The organism is uncultured Dysgonomonas sp. (assembly GCF_900079725.1).
Taxonomy (GTDB): domain Bacteria; phylum Bacteroidota; class Bacteroidia; order Bacteroidales; family Dysgonomonadaceae; genus Dysgonomonas.
On sequence record NZ_LT599032.1, the window covers coordinates 1,814,276 to 1,833,326 of the forward strand.

Annotated in this window: 12 protein-coding genes; 9 read left to right on the forward strand and 3 right to left on the reverse strand. The window is 38.1% G+C overall.

Annotated elements, in window-relative coordinates; genetic code table 11:
* Nucleotides 1–459: 459 nt before the first annotated feature.
* The 5 genes from QZL88_RS07800 to QZL88_RS07820 all read left to right on the forward strand — a co-directional run bounded on the left by QZL88_RS07800 (nt 460) and on the right by QZL88_RS07820 (nt 6,807).
* Nucleotides 460–1,041, forward strand: coding sequence for a DUF3575 domain-containing protein (locus QZL88_RS07800; RefSeq protein ID WP_296939857.1), 582 nt, complete (start codon nt 460–462; stop codon nt 1,039–1,041).
* A 16-nt stretch (nt 1,042–1,057) separates the two neighbouring features.
* Nucleotides 1,058–2,506 carry a DUF3868 domain-containing protein gene (locus QZL88_RS07805; RefSeq protein ID WP_296939858.1) on the forward strand — a complete coding sequence of 483 codons (1,449 nt, stop codon included), beginning with the start codon at nt 1,058–1,060 and terminating at the stop codon, nt 2,504–2,506.
* Between the two features lie 72 nt (nt 2,507–2,578).
* Nucleotides 2,579–3,691 carry a fimbrial protein gene (locus QZL88_RS07810; RefSeq protein ID WP_296939859.1) on the forward strand — a complete coding sequence of 371 codons (1,113 nt, stop codon included), beginning with the start codon at nt 2,579–2,581 and terminating at the stop codon, nt 3,689–3,691.
* 92 nt (nt 3,692–3,783) lie between these two features.
* Complete coding sequence (locus QZL88_RS07815; RefSeq protein WP_296939861.1) at nt 3,784–4,713, forward strand: FimB/Mfa2 family fimbrial subunit; 930 nt, start codon at nt 3,784–3,786, stop codon at nt 4,711–4,713.
* Nucleotides 4,714–4,749: 36 nt separating this feature from the next.
* On the forward strand, nt 4,750–6,807 hold the full coding sequence (locus tag QZL88_RS07820; RefSeq protein WP_296939863.1) for a hypothetical protein: 2,058 nt from the start codon (nt 4,750–4,752) through the stop codon (nt 6,805–6,807).
* Between the two features lie 54 nt (nt 6,808–6,861).
* Here QZL88_RS07820 and QZL88_RS07825 read toward each other — a convergent pair whose 3' ends face one another.
* Nucleotides 6,862–7,830, reverse strand: a complete 969-nt coding sequence (locus QZL88_RS07825) for a LuxR C-terminal-related transcriptional regulator (protein WP_296939865.1) — start codon at nt 7,828–7,830, stop codon at nt 6,862–6,864.
* 377 nt (nt 7,831–8,207) lie between these two features.
* On the opposite strand from QZL88_RS07825, the gene QZL88_RS07830 reads away from it, so the two are divergent.
* Together QZL88_RS07830 and QZL88_RS07835 are read left to right on the forward strand one after the other, a co-directional pair.
* Nucleotides 8,208–9,899 (forward strand): response regulator transcription factor, encoded by a 1,692-nt coding sequence (locus tag QZL88_RS07830; protein WP_296939868.1) that lies wholly within the window; start codon nt 8,208–8,210, stop codon nt 9,897–9,899.
* Between the two features lie 61 nt (nt 9,900–9,960).
* Nucleotides 9,961–10,434, forward strand: a complete 474-nt coding sequence (locus QZL88_RS07835) for a PaaI family thioesterase (protein ID WP_296939869.1) — start codon at nt 9,961–9,963, stop codon at nt 10,432–10,434.
* A gap of 14 nt (nt 10,435–10,448) precedes the next feature.
* Here the strand turns inward: QZL88_RS07835 and QZL88_RS07840 are convergent, their stop codons facing one another.
* Both QZL88_RS07840 and QZL88_RS07845 read right to left on the reverse strand, forming a co-directional pair.
* Nucleotides 10,449–11,657 (reverse strand): hypothetical protein, encoded by a 1,209-nt coding sequence (locus QZL88_RS07840; RefSeq protein ID WP_296939871.1) that lies wholly within the window; start codon nt 11,655–11,657, stop codon nt 10,449–10,451.
* A gap of 1 nt (nt 11,658) precedes the next feature.
* Nucleotides 11,659–13,470 carry a carboxypeptidase regulatory-like domain-containing protein gene (locus tag QZL88_RS07845; protein ID WP_296939872.1) on the reverse strand — a complete coding sequence of 604 codons (1,812 nt, stop codon included), beginning with the start codon at nt 13,468–13,470 and terminating at the stop codon, nt 11,659–11,661.
* A gap of 283 nt (nt 13,471–13,753) precedes the next feature.
* Between QZL88_RS07845 and QZL88_RS07850 the strand changes: the two genes are divergently transcribed.
* Nucleotides 13,754–15,601 (forward strand): 4-hydroxy-3-methylbut-2-en-1-yl diphosphate synthase, encoded by a 1,848-nt coding sequence (locus QZL88_RS07850; protein ID WP_296939873.1) that lies wholly within the window; start codon nt 13,754–13,756, stop codon nt 15,599–15,601.
* Nucleotides 15,602–15,794: 193 nt separating this feature from the next.
* Nucleotides 15,795–18,713: a calcium-translocating P-type ATPase, PMCA-type gene (locus QZL88_RS07855; protein ID WP_296939875.1), complete on the forward strand. Its 2,919-nt coding sequence runs from the start codon at nt 15,795–15,797 to the stop codon at nt 18,711–18,713.
* The last annotated feature ends 338 nt before the right edge of the window (nt 18,714–19,051 follow it).

Sequence of the window (19,051 nt, forward strand, 5' to 3'; positions counted from 1 at the left end):
ATGCTTCAGCGATGAGTTGAAGTGGCACAAAATTACAACTTTATTTTCAAAGACAATGTTTATCTGTATTGCATATATCAAAAGACAAATATACTATAGAGTACGGCAGTATTTCCAATATTGGCAAAAAGCAGCATTTCTCAGCATCATTTTTTATCCGGATTTCTTGCATGGGACATTTCTCAGTATATACATTCAGAATAAGAAACTGAATTTCAGTATAAATAAGCATCAGATTAATCTTAATTTACTTTAAAACATATATATGATCCTTTAATTTTGACATCTGAATATTATCATAGCAGCACGACGATAATATCTCTGCTTCTCTATCCGAATACTCTCAAATCTACAAAATCTTGCCCGGAACATAATTTAATTCCTTGATATGAGAATTAAATACAACAGCATGTAGAGGTCGAAAAGAAACTATATAATGAATATACAATGAAGTGCAAGATGAGTAGAATGTTAGTGGTATTTACATTTATGGCTCTGTCCATTACTCCGGCTTACGCCCAAAAGCTGGCCATCAAGTCAAACTTATTTTCGGATATAACGACAACTATCAATCTGGGCGTGGAAGGAGGTATAGCCGACAAATGGTCTTTAGAACTTTCAGGAAATTATAATCCTTGGACCTTCTCTGATAATATGAAGTGGAAACACTGGATTATACAACCAGAGGCGAAATACTGGTTTTGTGAAAAATTTAATGGTCATTTCCTCGGACTTCATTTTCATGGTGGAGAATATAATGTGGGAAATATAGATACATCTCTGAAATTTCTGGGAAGTGATTTATCTATATTTAAAGACAACCGTTATGAAGGATGGCTTCTGGGAGGAGGTCTTTCTTACGGTTATTCGTGGATACTCAGCAACCACTGGAATCTGGAAGCCAATATCGGAGTAGGATATGCCCATATCAAATATGATGAGTATGATTGTGAAACCTGTGGAAAATGGAAAAAATCAGGCTCGCATAACTATTTCGGTGTCACAAAATTTGCATTAAGCATTGTCTATATAATCAAATAAAGCAAGGATAACGATTATGGAAAAGAAATATCTATATATGCTTGTACTTCTTCTTATCGCATCCGTTACAACAGCCCAAACGGAGTATGGGAAACAAATTACAGTACATGAAGTTGCTGAAAAAAGAGATAACAGGTTATACATCAATCTGGAACTTATATTGGATAAACTCCAATTAAAATCGGAACATATGTTAATCCTTAGCCCTGTGATAGAATCGGCAAGCAAGGATATAACAAAAAAACTAGCTCCGATAGTCGTATCCGGAAATAACAGATATAAATCCTTAAGCCGGACATTAGCCTTAAAAGACAAACATATCTTCGAAACTAAACCAGATACCGTTGTCAGGAGAAATAACGGAGAACCTCAGAAAATAACATATAACATGAGTACCCCTTTCGAAAAATGGATGGAGAAAGGAACCCTGACATTACAGGAAGAAGTTCAGGGTTGTGCATTTTGCGATCTGAACAAAGTTGAACGTTTATTAATTTCATCTATCACAGAGAACCCTTTGGAACCTATATATCAAACCAACTATGTAGAACCTAAAGCTGAACCGATTAAAAACAGGAAGGAAGTAATAGAGCTTTATCTCAGCCATAAGGCAGATTGTTCTATTATCCATCCCGACTTTGAAAATAATTCTTCCGAACTCGAAAAATTCACATCCATATTCCGAAAAGTTGTTAACAGTGACGACTTCAGCTTTACAGGTATAAACATTACCGGTTATGCTTCGCCTGAAGGCACTTACCAATATAATAAGGAGCTCTCCGAAGCCAGGACAAAGTCTCTGATCGAATATCTACGGAAAAATTATATACTGGATGAAAACCTATTCACGCTGGACTGGAAAGGTGAAGATTGGGATGGCTTAGTGAAAATACTGGAGACATATCAGATAGAAAATAAAGATAAAATATTAGATATTATACGCACTGTAGATGTTCACCAAGGCCGCGAAGGACAAATAATGAAGATAAACAGCGGAACAATTTATAACACATTATTAAAAGAAATATTCCCCCAGTTGAGAAGAAATGTATGTACTGTAGAATATACAGTTAGCCCATTCGATATAAATAAAGCACAACAGATAATAAAAACAAATCCGAAGGCATTGAGTATCGAAGAGATGTATTTGGTAGCAAATACATTCCCGAAAGGATCGGAAGCCTATAATGAGATATTCATCATAGCAGCCAGCACATTCCCCGATAATGTAGAAGCCGTAACCAATGCCGCTGCAATAAACATAAGCCGGGGAAATATAACAAAAGCATCCCAAATGCTTGAAAAGGTGAAGCATCATCCAACCGCATGGAACAATATGGGCATAGTAAAGAGCCTTCAAACGAAATATAACGAAGCAAAAGAATATTTTATAAAAGCGGCAAACAACGGTGTTAAGCAGTCTGCCAATAACTTGGTACAGCTTAATGAGTTTCTCGAACATTAAACCAGATACAAAATTAATAGATAACCTATTGATTTGAACAAATAAACTATTTCTAACTAATTTTTTATGATTATGAAAGTATTTAATTATTTATTCATCGCCATGCTAAGTATGGGATTTATTGCTTGTAGCAGCGAAGACGACACTTCCGGAGGTGTAGAAGAAGGTGTAAAAACCAAAGTACAGCTTAAAATTGTTCCGGCAGCCAGTTCAAAATCCATAACCGGCGATTTTGATGCTCTGGCATTGGAAGAATCAACAATTAATGACGTCACTGTACTCGTTTTTAAAACAAGTGACGGTACAATGGACGGCCAAGTGATTAAAGGTGATTTGACCGATACGGAAGGTGTAAAATCAATCACAATTGATAATACCACTTCCGGAGAGAGGGATTTCCTTGTTATAGCAAATGCCCCTGAAGGAGTTTTCTATAAAGGGATGAGCCGGGCAGAAGCTCTGGCAAAAGTGATGACATTATCACCAACTGAGGCTAGCGATAATCTTGTGATGGCTAATCAGACAGTTGTTACACAAACATTATCTGCTACAAATAATGCCAGTAAAAATCCGGTTAGTGTAACAATAAGGCGTTTGGCAGCGAGAGTTAACCTAGCAAAAGTGGATATTAAATTTACAGAAGGCTCTACTCCTAATGCAGACTTTACTATACAGGAAGTATTTTTGATGAATGTAAACACAAACTATAATATTCCGGGTACCGCTACTCCCGAATATAAAAATCCATTTGAAGTTGGACAGGGAGATTATACATTTACAGACGGATGGGGACATAAGTTTACCGCAGAAGAACCTTATCCGACAGATGAGAAACTATACTTCTATGCTGGGCCAAATGTGATTGCAGAAGAAACAGAAGGTACAGAGACCTTACTTGTAATCAAAGGCTTATTTGTATCGAACAAAATAACTCTTGCCCCAGCAGAAGAAACTGTTTATTATACAGTTAAAGTAAACCGTAAAGGCTTGGGCATTAGCTTCACTGATCCTGAAGGGTCTCCATCCATCGGCACAGGTATAAATTCCAATACGATATATAATCTTACTGTAACAATAACACGAAAGGGTGGAACAGATCCCGGAGATATGCCGGAACCTGCCCCATGTGAGGTAACAGTTACAGCAGAAGACTGGAAATACGTAAATCAGAATGTAGAATTCTAAATTATCCTGTAATAATATATCAATCCGGATAACTGTTTTGTCCGGATTGATATTCCTTAGTGAAAAGTATCAGAATAGAAAAATAAATACAGATGAACACATTATTCAAATACAAATCAATCATATGCATGATTTCCCTGCTGATATTGACTGCCGGATGCGTTAGGGATGATGACGCGGATTGTAATAATAGGGGTGAAATCATAATCAGGGTACTGGATGGTCAAAATAACGACATTACAGAAACAGATGCTATAAAAGATGTCATTCTGTATTTATTCGGCAGTAAAAATACATTTATCGACAGCATCCCTATTCCTATAAGCATTGTAAAATCGCGTAAGCCCATCATACTCGAATATCCCAGACAAAGCCATCTTACAGCCGTAGTATGGTGTAATACGATAGCATGCGAAAGCACAGAAGTAGATGATCTGGATGAAAATAAGCATAACATAGAGTCTCCATTAAAGGTATGGCTAAAACCCAATGGAGGCAAAACCAAAACAACAAACTTATATAATAGCCCTGAAGAATTGTTTCATGGCAAAGGAAAAATAGGACTCGACTCCAGTACCGGAGTACAAAGCATCACCTTCCCCGTAAAGCGCAAGGTATCGAGTATCATAGTAATAGCCAAACGCCTTAGACAATGGGCCGGAGGAGGTACCGATGAAGATTTCTCCATACAGGTACGTGGTACAAGCGACACATATTCACTTGTAGATGGTGAGCTAGAAGGTGGCGATGCAACTTATGCGCCGGATATATCTTTCGACGAAAATGACTATTTGGTATCACCATTATTCAATACATTTCCGTCTGACAGAACTCAACGGGTAGAAGTCGAAATTTATAAAGGAGAAAACTGCATATATCGTGCATCATTAGATAATGAGGGAAATCCTCTCGTCGCAGAAGAAGGGCGCACTCTTCAGGTAGTAATTGATTTTCAGGCATCTATTTCCGTAGATGTATCTATTAACCCGTGGCATGTAGTTAATCAGTATACAGACCTGTAATAAAACAAGAATATATTAATTAAGAATATAGCTATCATGGTAACGATTAATAGGATAATATTATTTTCACTTACTATTTTAATGTTTGCATCATGTAGGAATGATGAGTTTGAAAATGAGCCTGTAAAAGCTGGAGATGCTAAAGTCCGTGTAAGTTTCTACATACGAAACCCCGAAAGGATAGAGACCAAAACAGCACCCAGCCAACCTGGCTCTGATGATGAAAACGAAGTCGACAACTTCCATGTTTTTTTGTTTGAGAACAACGAAAGCGGCAAGCTTGCTGCACATGGAGGCAATGATGGTAAGGATTTTGTAGAAATGAATCCGTCGTCAGGAACATATAAAATATGTATCATAACAAACTTTTCATATAATTGGAATCTGATATCTCAATATAGTGACCTGAAACAGATTGTTTTAGGAAAGGATTATCTTCCTGTATCCGGTGATGAGGAAGGAGAATTAACTGAAAATAGCCCAAAGGTAGTAATGTATAAAGAGGACATAATAAAACTTGAGGCATCGGAAATAGCTCAGCCAATAGAATTGGGCGTAGAGCGGATTGTTGCTAAGTTGAAATTTGAAATCTACAATAGTCTCCCTGAGGGACAAACTTATGAGATAAAGAAAGTCTCCGTGTGTAATACATTCGATAAATCGGCTTTACTTCCGACAGAAAGGAATAAAGCAACAGAACCTCAGGAAGAAATTATAATATTTCAGGAAGTAAACGGAATACAACCATCCGAAGGACAACGATTAATACCCAAAATACAATATATATATGATAATCTGGCCGGAGAAGTAAGTAAAGGAGGTAGCGATCAAAAGAATAAAGGAGAAAAGACCTTCCAGTTGGAACGAAAACCTGCCTACTTATCTATTGAAGGAACTTATAGTTATCCGAACGGAGACAGGAAAGCCGTAAAGCAAAAAGTATATCTAGGAAGCGACAACCATAGCGATTTTAATGTCGGGCGTAACGAATTCCATAAATACACAATAAAAATAACCAAAGAAGATGAAAATGACACCCGCGTAGAATCACGATTACTATCAGACCTGTCTTTCACATCGGCGACAGAAAAACAAGATGCGCACTTTGTAATATATCCGATCAAAATAAAAGCACGGAATGTATCAAACTGGACTGTGTCTGTTCCTGATGACTGTGACTGGCTCTGGCTAAAAACCGACCTGTCGGAACATCAGCAATTAGGGTATTGGATAGAATCGGAAGCCGGCACTAAATCCATCAGCAGCAGTGAAACAGGCGAAGATATAACCATCTACGCATGCCTTTATGAAAATGCGCAACAAGCACAAGAACGTGATATCTGGCTGACTTTGCAGGAAACAGGAAACGACGAAGAAAAAGTACAATTTCAAGTAAAACAGCTTCCTGTAAACTGGAATGGAAGTATTGGTAATGAAAGACTGGAAGAATATGGGGCTGATAGCCCTAATGGATACCAATGGGGGTTTGACTGGAACAGAAAAATAACATATTATACATGGGGACTTTTTAATCCTACTTTTTATGCATTCGTAGGTTGGCTTTATGAAGATGAATACGATGCTGTTAAAACAGTTTATTGGGTTGTATATACAGATATAACTATAGACTATTCTAAAATTACCGGTACAAAAGGAGCTGAAAGCCAAAGTGACGGACTGGCTAATACATGGAACCTCTATAATAACAGTGGAGGTACAGTATCCGATCTGGAGGCGTATCTACGTTCGCGACTAAAAAGTAAAGATGAGTCCGGCACATGGAACAGCGTCAAAGACTATGCGGCCCGAATATGCCTGTTAAAGAATAAGTTCTATCTGAAAGGTGCCTACGACCCCGAAAGTGGAGAAACATACTTTGTTCCTACAATTGATCAGAAAGATATTAAATGGTATCTGCCCGCCATAGGGGAAATAGACGATATTAACGACTCGGATTATCCGATGGCTGATGATTCTTATTGGTCCTCCACTGCAGTAGTAAATAAAAATCATTCTTATTTTTACAGACAAGGTCGTACACACGAGGATAGCAGAGAAAAAGTTTATAAGGTACGTGCTGTACGCCAGCGCTAGGCAATTCATAGTTTATCCTGTGCAAGTGCCTGTATACTTATATATGGGCACTTACTAATTACCCCCAACTAGGCTTCTCAGATAACGTTTGAGATTATCTTTTTTCGCTAATCCCATCTTTGTTCTTAGCCGACTGCGTACAGATGTTACAGTAGAAGGACTTACATTGCGAATGTTACAGATTTCATTTACTGTTTTTCCGTTTACTATATGGCAGCAGATTTCAAGTTCCGAGGCAGTTAAATCATCATGTACCCTAGTTATAGCTTCTATTATAGCTTCATCGTTATATACCAATACTTTTGCTTCGTTGATAATCTTTTCTCTCATTTGCTTACCCATGTTCTCCAACAATTCATGAGTATCTTCACTACTCATTTTTGTGTTTTTCAAAATCTGCCATTGTTCTGGTTCCAGTTCAAAATAGCTCAGGATTTCTTCTTGTTGGTTCTTTACTTTTTTCCTTTCCAGTTCGGATCGATATGTACGTTCCGTATACCAGAAAAAAACAGATATCCCAACCATTATAATAAACAACAGTATGACATAGCCACAAATTACAAAGTTGTCAAACAAAACACATGCAATCAGGCAGGAACAGATAGAACCCGTTGACACAAAAAGCGATACATAGTTATAATGGGTAATACCACAAAGAATAACAGGAACAATGCATAAAGTGACATAAAACAATATTACCCGCTCCGATTCACGATCAGGGTTCATACTCTCATAAATAATAGTTACATAGAAATTAATAGATATTGTAAGCAAAAGCATTAGCAAGCCAAAAGAGACCTTGATCTTTTTCATCAAAAGAAGCGAGGCTATACATCCTATTGTCATTAGATTGACAATCTTAAGCAAAGCACCTGTATAATTGCATTCATCCAAATATAAATAGCTGCTGATCAAGGTTGCAACCGAAAATAATATGGCAAAACCTTTAAAGGTTAAAATCAAATATCCATCGTCTTCTCTGTCATGTTCCGTAGAACATATAAACTCCATTAGGGCACTCATATAAAATGTCATTAAAAGAAATTACCCGATTGAAACATGCAGGCAAATCTTATATGTTAAAGTTCTGTTACAATTAATTTATTGCTCTCATTGATCAATGAAAGCAATAAATCATTAGGCAAGTCAAATGTAGTTTGAAAAGTATGTCAAGCTTGGGGCGTCTACTGCTTGTCAATAGTTATAAATTACATTTACAACTATTGCAAATGTAGAAAAAAGTATTTCAGCCTTACTCCCAAATAGTCAGAAATAAGTCTCAAATTGTCACCAATTCGCCATTTTCAAGAAAAAAAGCGATGGACATCAGTACAAAAGGGCGGGCTAAAGTAAAGAGAAAAATAATTATTTGTATATATTTGTTTTTAGAAAAATATCTCATGAAAAACCTTATCACAGTTATCTTTAGCTTATTTCTACTTTGTTTACATCCTCAATTGTATGGGCAAGATATATTACCCGATAGCCTCTTAACAAAAGACCATGTATATAAACTTACATATACTGACACCCAAAAAGCAAAACAAATATTGGATTTAATGCGGCAGAAAGAGACTATCCCTCAGTTTTTAGCCGACATTGTAGAAGGTGATCTGTATTTTAATACAGGCAAATACAGGCAAGCCTTGATATACTATAAAAAAGCTATGGATAGTGATTCTGTACGAAATAACAGTCTTCATTATATGGACCAACTTCAACGGTTGATATCATGCTACGATGTACTCAATAATGTTCAAGAGAAAACAGTTTGCATCAATCTGCTGATGGAGAAGGCCAATGAGTGCAACGATGAAGGCATGGAATCTATCGCAAATTTCAATATGGGAAAAACTCTTTATTACCAAGAAGATAAAGAGCGGGCATATGAATATATAAATAAAGCAATTGCATCGATGAAACGATCAACCTATAAAAACAAGTACGATCACATCCGCTATGAATACAATTCATTGCTCATTATGCAAAAGCGGGATAAGTTATATGAACAGGCCTTGCAAACAATAGATTCATTACAGGCTTATTTATTATCGGAAGGAGATGTACCCTTTATAGAGGGGCTCAACAAACTGGAAGAAAAAAACCTCTATGCACACAAAGCTGTAGTTCTTTTCAGATTGAAAAGGGAAAGTGAAGCTGCTCAATATTATCGAAAATGGAAATCTATGGGCGTAGAATCCGATAAAGATAATTACCTCATAATGCCATATTTGTTCGGGAATGAGATGTATGACGATATTATAGAGCTTAATTCCAAACAAGAACAATTTATAACTCAATATCAGGATACCATCAGCTACTATATGGTTGCTGTAAAAAGGCAACTAGCCAAAGCCTATTGGGAGAAAGGTAATTTTAAGAAGTCAGCTTTTTACTTTGAACAATTGGCAACCCTTGGAGATAGTATAAATGTACGCAAACAACGTAATGCCGCCATTGAGTATGCTACAATATATGAAACACAGGAAAAAGAGAATCAAATACAAATACAAAAGAGCACTCTCCAAAGACGAAACATCCTATTACTCAGCACCACATTTATCGTTATCTTATTATTATTTATTGTATTTGCAACATACAGCAATATGCAAAAGGCAAGGAAACAGAATCAGGCAATGATCCGTCAGATAAAAGAAATGCAGTCAATCAAAAATGAATGTATATATACAGAAAATAATTCCGAAAACATAAATAAGAAGTTAGAGGAACAGAGTGTGATAAAACCAATAACCAGAGATTTGCATATGGAACTTTGCCGGTTGATGAATGAAGAAAAAATATATCTGAACCCCAAACTTACCCGTGACGAACTGGTTTTGCGCCTCAACACGAATAAAAATACACTAACCGACCTTTTGAAAAAGAATACAGGATTAGGTTTTTCTGAGTACATAAATTCTTTACGGCTTAACGATTCGCTCCGGCTACTCGATAATATGTCTCCTAATGATAATATAGAATATATCGCTGAGCAAGTGGGATTCAGTAAAAGTACGTTTTATCGGTTGTTCAAGGACAGATACGGCATGACACCATCCGAATACCGGAATCTATCACAAAACAACAAATAAGCCCTTGATTATATGCATCATTTTCTTGTTATATAAATCATGAATTATTTTCTTTGCATCTATGAAAAAGATAATAAACCCTTGGGTAGGGCTGGATGGCTATATGTGTTTTGCCTGTTCGCCCGCTAATCCGTCGGGGCTCCACATGGAGTTCTACGAAGACGGTGATGATATAGTTGCATACTGGAAGCCAAACGAGTACATGCAAGGATGGTTAAAAACTCTGCATGGGGGAATACAAAGTACCTTGATGGATGAAATCGGAGGATGGATCATTATCCGCAAATTACAAACTACAGGTGTAACCTCACGGCTCGAAGCAAAGTTTATTAAGAGTATTTCTACAGACGAACCCTTACTGACAATCCGGGGACGGATAAAAGACCGGAAACGAAACGCAGTCTTTCTCGAAGCTGAAATATACAATTCACAAGACAAACTATGTGCACGTGCCGATATGGTTTATTTTGTCGTGAGCAAGGAACGTGCAACAGAAGAATTCCATTTCTGCGGTTGCAAGACAGAGGATGAGTAATAAGGTGCTACTTACTAAAATGTATATCCTATTTTGATCTGGAATACTTTAATATTACCTCTTCCATTATTCTCTTCGCACTGCTCATATTGTATCCGCCCGAAAAAATATTTTTCATTTCCAGTTAGATAGTTTAGTCCTACAGCCGCATTAAAACCCAGATACGAGGACTGTGGCAGTATATAATCTTCTTGTATCTGAGTATAAACAATATCTCCTGATACTCTGTCCTCAGTATAGAGAGTACTTGAAGTATTAAACAATTTGATACAACTCACACCTCCTTCTATAGTGGTTCTGAATTTATTATTCACGGGGATAGTATATTTTAATCCCAGCCGTCCGGTAGCCATCATCGCGTCAAATTCATATTTACCATAACGATAAGTACCTACTATATAGTCATTTTTCCCTTTCAACCCGGATAGAGACAAATCCACTTGCAGGCTGAACCATCTTGACCATCGTGGATTAGAAACATTAATCTGCCCTCCTATTACAGGATATAGTGACTTCATAGACTCTGACAGATTTTTCTCTTCTTGGAAAGAATAGCTGGAGTACTGCATTCCGGCATATGCAGAGAATTCGAATTTTATAAATTGCTTTCTGTAGTCATTTTCAAATATGATACAAGACTCCCCTGATGTACAAACCTGATCGTGATATTCTTTTGTTATTTCTATCATGTATTTTCGGTCAAATGATATTTTATTCACATCCTTTATTACACCCGGATAAGCTCCGAAAAGATATGAAATAACCCCTTTATACTTTTGATCCGATTTAATTTTCAGATCTTCTATCCTATCCGGTTTCTTAGTTATTGCAATCATTCTGCCATCGGTATTCTGAAAAAAATAGTAATCCTGATCTGTAGCCGGATCTATATAATAGTACAAATTCATCATGCCCTGAAGCAGATATTCCAGAAATACATTTCTGAAAATACCATTAATCTCTATCTCATGAGAGATATAGTACTTTCCTTCATTTACAAACTTATACCTTTTAATGTCTCCCGGATAGAATAATTCTTCTTCTGCCTTTTCAGCCTTTTTGAAACGGCAGAATTCATGATTCATTTTATCAGTTCTGAAATCAATCAGTCCATGTATGCTATCATTATCATTTGTAATAATATACCCTTGGCTATAATTTCGTTGAGCATTGAGTGCAGTACTCACTATAAAGAGAAAAATGATGATATATATCGTTTTCATATTATTTTATTTTGGAAGTATATTTCAAAAATAAATCAGAATTGAAGAGATATACTTTATAATCCTTCTCTATTATTACTGATTTCCCGTCGTTAGATGAATGGATCGAGGATATATTTGATACATCGGCCGTCTTTATCTCTTCTCCCGACTTCATATCTATTCTTGACAATTCAGATGTTAACATTATGGGCAGATTATTTTCGGAATGTAGAAATACAGCGCTATTCCCCAGGCTATTCGCCGACTGTTTGGTTATATTGCCTGAGGAACTGTCGATATAGGAGGCATTCCTGTTATAAGTCCCTCCCAGAAATACCCCCGGGAAATAATAATTCGCAGAAAAGTATTGTCCGTACAGGCTATAATGTACAATATTCTTTGATGTTATATCTACAGTAAATATGTCATTGATCTCTGAACCTTTCGATAAAACGAGTGTTTTCCCATTATCACAGGCTTCAATCCGGTTTACAATTAACGTATTGGTATGATGGGGGTCATAAAACATATCATCTTCAGAGAATACGCCACATTTGTGGTTATTAGCTGAGTCTATATACAATATTTTAGGTTTGCCATTGCTCCATGCTATACAAAGCCCGTAGCCATTGTTACCGAAGGCCACATCTGTTATATATTCGGGATCTATTACCGATGACAAGTCGATCTGTTTTATAAATTTTCCTGAAGAAGCATCATATATATCGAGCTTATTTTTAATAAAAACATACAATGAGTTATTGTAAGCATTATAATAGAACTCCGTATATCCATACCCTTCCTTATCCCAACCAATACTTGCGGTTTTGGTCAGGTCGCCCAACGAATATTGATCCAGGACTACCCCATCATAGCCGGACATTCGCATCCAGAAGTGCTTATTATCCTTGATGAACCTGATCCTATGCTCCCAATAGCCGGATGTTGAAATAGATTTTTCATATGGTTGTAATTCAATATAGCCCTTTACCGTTGCTTTATCGGTTGATTCCACCACATACGATACTTTCATAGCCGAAAATGGAGATAACTTTATATTGGGAAAATATATTGTTTTTCTATCAGCCGAATATTGAGGCGATAAGTCAACACCTTGGGGTGATGCTATTGACGAAATCAGATTTACTTCCCTATTGAATGAGATAAATGGGATAGAGGTCAAATAGTTTGTTGCATTATCTTTTCCTAAATAATCCGTTAATTCGAGTACAGGGCCTTCGTCTTGTTCTATTTTTATTGTTCTTGTAAAATTATATTCCGCACTAAAATTAATAATTGCCGTACGTTTCTCCAATGTTTCATTTTCTGAATAATCGAAGGTTATAGAACCATTCGTTTTCTTTATATCCAACCAATCTGCATCACATTCGACCTCGAAATTTATATTTGTTTTCACCAAAATACTATAGTGCCCACTTCCATTTTTGAGTTGAACATCATCCTTTGATTCCACTACAAAAAAAGCATCTTCCGACAGTGCATTTAAAGTAATATCAACTGTCAGATTATCTCCAGCCCGGAAAGTGGCAGCCTGCGACAACGGGGTATATCCCTCCTTGCTGAAGGCGATATAAGCTGTAGCACCTCCCGATGGAATATTAAGTACATAATGCCCTGTTGAGGAGGTCTCTGTGGCTGGGCTTACAGAAAGGGATTCCAATTTCACTTTTACCCCTGCAATTCCTTTTCCGGACGAATCTTTTACAACCCCTGAAATCGATGCCGGATCTTCTGTTTTATCTATCAGACATGATTGACAAAGAGCACATAGTAGAGTGAATACGACTAAGTTTTGAATGATATTACGCATAGAAATAAGGCTAGGTTAATTGCCAATATTGAAAATTTAAGCAAAAATAGAATAAAATAAACACTTTTTATCATAGAGTTTTAATTATTATAAATTCCATATCCGAAATCTCATATTTCTGAGGAGTATATACATATCAAAACAATAATATTTATAGCCTACACAGCCATCCGGACATTGTACCCCACCAAAATAAAAAAGCTATTTCCCATCCTGGGATTTAACACAACAAAAAAACTCTATCTTTGTTATACTTTTTGATTACAACTAAAAAAATTCAGATATGAATTATTTCAATTATAAAAGGCGTTTGTCTTCCGAAACCAGAATTGGCGACACTCCGCTCGGAGGCAGCAATCCTGTACGGATACAATCGATGACAAATACTAACACCAACGATACCGAAGCCAGTACCGAACAAGTTATCAGAATAGTAAAGGCCGGAGCTGACTATGTACGCCTCACTGCACAGGGAGTACGCGAAGCCGAGAATCTCAGAAATATAAAAGATGCGGTAAGGGCGCAGGGATACATCACCCCTCTGATTGCCGACATACACTTTAATCCGCGTGCGGCAGAAGCGGCTGCAAGAATAGTAGAGAAAGTGCGAATCAATCCGGGTAATTTTGTTGACAGGGTGAAGACTTTCGAAACATTCGAATACACAGATGAAGAATATGCACAGGAAATAGAGAAAATCAGGGCTAAACTCATTCCTTTGCTCAATATATGTAAAGAACATAAAACAGCTATCCGCATCGGGGTAAATCACGGTTCATTATCCGACCGTATTATGAGCCGTTATGGCGACACTCCCGAAGGTATGGTGGAGTCATGTATGGAGTTCCTCCATATTTGCATTGCTGAAGAATTCAGGGATATTGTAATTTCCATGAAAACTTCGAATACTGTTGTAATGTCGAAAGCTGTTCGCCTGCTTATTGCCCGTATGGAAAAAGAAGGTCTCAATTTCCCGTTGCACCTCGGAGTCACTGAGGCGGGAGATGGTGAAGACGGGCGTATAAAATCAGCTGTAGGTATCGGTTCGCTTCTTTCCGATGGTATCGGCGACACCATCCGTGTATCCCTGAGCGAAGATCCGGAATATGAAGTACCTGTGGCTCAAAAACTTGTTGCATATATCAAACAGAAAGAAAATCATCCGGAAATAATAGCTAAGGCCTGTGATAAATTCTCTCCGTTCTCTACCGACCGCAGGGAAACATATACGGTGGGGAATATCGGAGGAGACAATCTACCTGTGGTGATTTCGGATCGTTCGGAAGGTAATTTCGAATTCAATGTTCATTTCCTTCCAGATTATCTATATGTCGGGAAAGAGTTACCACTTGGCGCACCACGTGCAATACCTTCTATTATAGATTTAGACGGATGGAAAGGGGAAAAGAATACATACCCCCTGTTCGGTAAATCGAATTGGGAAAAGATAAGGGGTAATGATGCGGCGATCAAATTCCTGCGTCTCTCATATCCTGAATTAGATGACAATATTATCACCCTGCTGAAAGCAGACAAATCAATAGCCATTATTCTTTCGACCAATCACATCAACGGTGTAGGAGAGCAGCGCGCATTTATACACACCCTGATGAATAATGATTGTGATACACCCGTAATACCTAACCGCAGATATGAAGAGAATGAAACGGAAGACCTGCAGATAAAAGCGGCGGCTGATTTCGGAACTCTTTATCTCGACGGCTTCGGCAATGGTATTATGCTTGAGAACCAAGGAAGTATTTCATTGAAAAATATAGATGCATACATGTTCGGAATTTTACAGGCATCGCGCATCCGTACAAGTAAAACCGAATATATATCCTGCCCTAGTTGCGGACGTACATTATTTGACCTGCAAACAACCGTCGCATTAGTAAAAGGTGCCACCTCACACCTTAAACACCTTAAGATAGGAGTTATGGGCTGCATCGTTAATGGCCCGGGAGAGATGGCGGATGCCGATTATGGTTATGTAGGTGCTGAGAAAGGAAAGATATCCCTTTATAAAAAGAAGCACCTGATAGAAAAAAATATTGCTTCGGAAGAGGCTGTGGAAAGGCTTGTCCAACTTATTAAAGACAATGGCGACTGGATGGAGCCGGAGAATTAATCGTTATAAAATATTTAAAGGAGCAGGATTTTTTGAAAAAACCTGCTCCTTTACTATCTTAATAATACCTTCACAATCGTAACAATTAATTAACAAGCCTATATTATATTTGTAGTCAGATAACATTAACTTTATCCCTTTTTAAACAAGCATAAGCTACTTATTGTTAAAGAAATATACTTATATTAAAATAATGGAAGGAAAAAAGAATTACACAGGGCTAACAGACAGTCAGGTAAAAGAAAGCAGGCAAAAGCACGGAGCGAATATACTCACCCCGCCTAAGAAAGAACCTTTATGGAAGCTCTTTCTACAAAAGTTTGAAGACCCTATTATCCGCATCCTGCTTATAGCAGCATTTCTCTCTTTGGGAATATCCATCATACACAACGAATACATTGAAACCATCGGTATATTCTGCGCTATTCTACTGGCTACGGGAGTATCTTTCTGGTTTGAGATGGATGCTAATAAAAAGTTCGATGTCCTCAACCAGGTAAACGATGAGGATATGATCACCGTTATGCGTAACGGCAATATCCGTCAGGTGCCTAAAAAAGATATAGTAGTAGGTGATATCGTGTTTCTGGAAATGGGAAATGAAGTTCCTGCCGACGGAGAACTGTTCGATGCCGTATCCATGCAGATAGATGAATCCTGCCTTACAGGGGAGCTTAGCATAGACAAAACAATAGATCCCGATCACTTCGAAGAGGGTGTGACTTATCCATCCAACTGGGTACTTCGGGGCACGAAAGTAATAAACGGACACGGAGTTTTTGAAGTAGCCCGTGTAGGAGATGCCACAGAATTCGGTAAGGTTGCAGAAAAATCTACTGAAAAGGTAGAAGGGGAAACTCCTCTGAACCGGCAACTGGACTCTCTTGCCAAGTTTATCGGGGTAATCGGGCTTGTATTGGCAATGCTTACTTTTGCCGTCCTCTTTATAAAAAATATATTTAATGACCCTACAGTACATGTTTCCTTGGGCGAACTCGGCCTTCTCGGAGCAGTTATGATAGGTGTAGCCATAGCGATGATAAAAGTATGGCTGCCAATCATATACGATGGACTTGAACTTGCAGGGAAAGATATTAAACTACCGAAAGCTGTAGCCAAAGGCAGTTGGCTGAGATGGCTGCTTACAGGAGCATTGGTAACTATCATTTTAGCTTTTTCGGGATATATATTCGGGGTAAATCCTTTGGACGACGATTCGTGGATCAGTATAGATGTGGCTGCGAATATACTTCAGGCCTTTATGGTAGCTGTTACTCTCGTTGTAGTGGCAGTGCCGGAAGGACTGCCGATGAGTGTTACGCTCAGTCTGGCACTGAGTATGCGCCGCATGTTGAAGATGAACAACCTTGTGCGTAAAATGCATGCCGTGGAAACGATGGGAGCCACCACTGTTATCTGTACAGATAAAACAGGTACGCTCACTCAGAACCAGATGCAGGTAGCAAGTACAAATTTCTACGGAGTGCCAGATCAAAACCTGACAGATAGTGAAGTGAGCAGGCTGGTGATTGGAAATATATCGGTAAATTCGACAGCATTCCTCGATTTTTCAAATAAAGAAAAAGTTTCGGCATTGGGTAACCCCACCGAGGGAGCACTCTTATTATGGCTGAACAAAAGCAAGATATTGTATAGCAATATCCGTAATAAAGAAGAGGTACTGGACCAGTTGCCATTCTCTACCGAACGTAAATATATGGCAACCCTTGTAGATTCGCCTAAACTTAAACGAAAAGTATTATACGTAAAAGGTGCACCTGAAGTCGTTTTTGCAAAGAGTATCCTTGTAGCAGGCGTAAACGGAGAAGCTCCTGTCAGCGAATTCAAAGATATTGTAGACGAACAATTACTCCAGTATCAGAATCAGGCAATGCGTACTCTCGGGTTTGCATATAAATATATCGATGAAGCAAACAACCAATCCGTAGAAGAACTAGCCTCTGGCGATTTGATATTCTTAGGTATCGCTGGTATTTCCGATCCTGTACGTACAGATGTACCGGAAGCTGTAGAACGTTGTTTGAATGCGGGTATCGGAGTTAAGATAGTAACCGGAGACACATATGGCACCGCGAAAGAAATAGGTCGCCAGATCGGTATCTGGAAAGATGAGGAAGACACTGACCAGAATATAATAGGCGGTGTAGATTTCGAGAATCTCTCCGATGATGAAGCATTTGATAGAGTAAAAGATCTGAAAATAATGTGTCGTGCACGCCCTACCGATAAACAACGCCTTGTTCATTTACTGAAACAGCGTGGCGAGATTGTCGCCGTTACCGGTGACGGAACAAACGATGCTCCCGCCCTCAACTATGCCGATGTAGGTTTATCTATGGGTTCGGGAACATCGGTAGCTAAGGAGGCCAGCGACATTACACTTCTCGACGACTCATTCAGTAGCATTGCTACAGCAGTAATGTGGGGACGTTCGCTATATAAGAATATCCAACGGTTTATATTCTTCCAGCTGACAATCAACGTGGCAGCTCTGCTGATTGTATTCTTAGGTTCCATATTTGGCCAGGAACTGCCACTAACAGTAACACAGATGTTGTGGGTGAATCTGATAATGGATACATTTGCTGCCGGAGCTCTGGCTTCTCTCCCGCCCGATCCGAATGTAATGAATAGCAAACCAAGAAAGAACAGCGATTTTATCATAACCAGTTCTATCGGAAAACATATTCTGACTACAGGTATATTGTTTGTCATACTATTGTTGGGAATGATGTATTATTTCTCTTCCCCCGAACATCTTAATTCATTCTTTAGCTATATCCCTGAAGCAGACCGAAACGGATATTTCCTATCCTACTTCTTTACGGTATTTGTGTTGTTGCAATTCTGGAATATGTTTAATGCAAAGGCCTACGGTACAGGCAAATCTGCTTTTGCAGGCTTAAGTAAAAGCGCCGGATTTGAGGTAGTAGCCCTCATTATACTTATCGGACAGATACTGATAGTGACTTTCGGTGGTGAGGTATTCCGTACTATGCCGTTGACTATACAAGACTGGGGTATTATAATCGGAGGAACTTCATTCGTATTATGGATAGGGGAATTGATCCGCTTATTCAAAAAAAAGTAAGAAGTAAAAATATAAAAAAGAACTTTATCTATACCCTGTAAGCTGATTGTAATATATCAGTTTGCAGGGTTCTTTGATGTATTGAACAGGCTCACTCAATTCCTCAGAAGGGGAAAAATAAATGAAGAGTGAAAAATAAAAAAGCTGAAAAGACTGTTACTTTTGTTACCTTTTGAGAAAGTTACAAGTTACAGGTGGACAAAGAAACGAGATATAAGTTGTTAACTGATGACTGTTTACTGCTAACTGATACATGTGTTACCTTTTGGGCGAAGCTATAGGAGGATGTGTCTATAGCCAATGGACTATCAAATCATTTTCCTCTTTGTCTTTCTGAA